Here is a 289-nt window from a genome sequence, read left to right on the forward strand (position 1 = left end):
GGCTTGATGTTGGCGGTCGCCGGTGTGCTACTGCAAACTTTAACGCGTAACCCTATGGCCAGTCCAGAGGTATTGGGTGTCAGTTCAGGCGCCGCACTTGGGGTTATTTTAGGGTTTTTATTACTGCCAAGTTTAGGGCTGTCCGCGGGAGCAGGGACGTTGCTGGTTTCAGGACTGTCAGGGGCGATGGCCGTGTTGCTATTGATTATTTGGCTGGCACGCAGGGTCAGCTCAGGTTATTTATTGTTAGTAGGTATAGGCATTGCCGCCATGATGGATGGGGTGATGC

General features: G+C 52.9%; 1 protein-coding gene. It reads left to right on the top strand.

The window, feature by feature from the left end; genetic code table 11:
• A partial coding sequence (locus tag AAEY88_RS12865; protein WP_350563013.1) for an iron chelate uptake ABC transporter family permease subunit occupies positions 1 to 289 on the top strand: 289 nt, incomplete at both ends.

The organism is Psychrobacter sp. CAL346-MNA-CIBAN-0220 (assembly GCF_040309805.1).
Taxonomy (GTDB): domain Bacteria; phylum Pseudomonadota; class Gammaproteobacteria; order Pseudomonadales; family Moraxellaceae; genus Psychrobacter.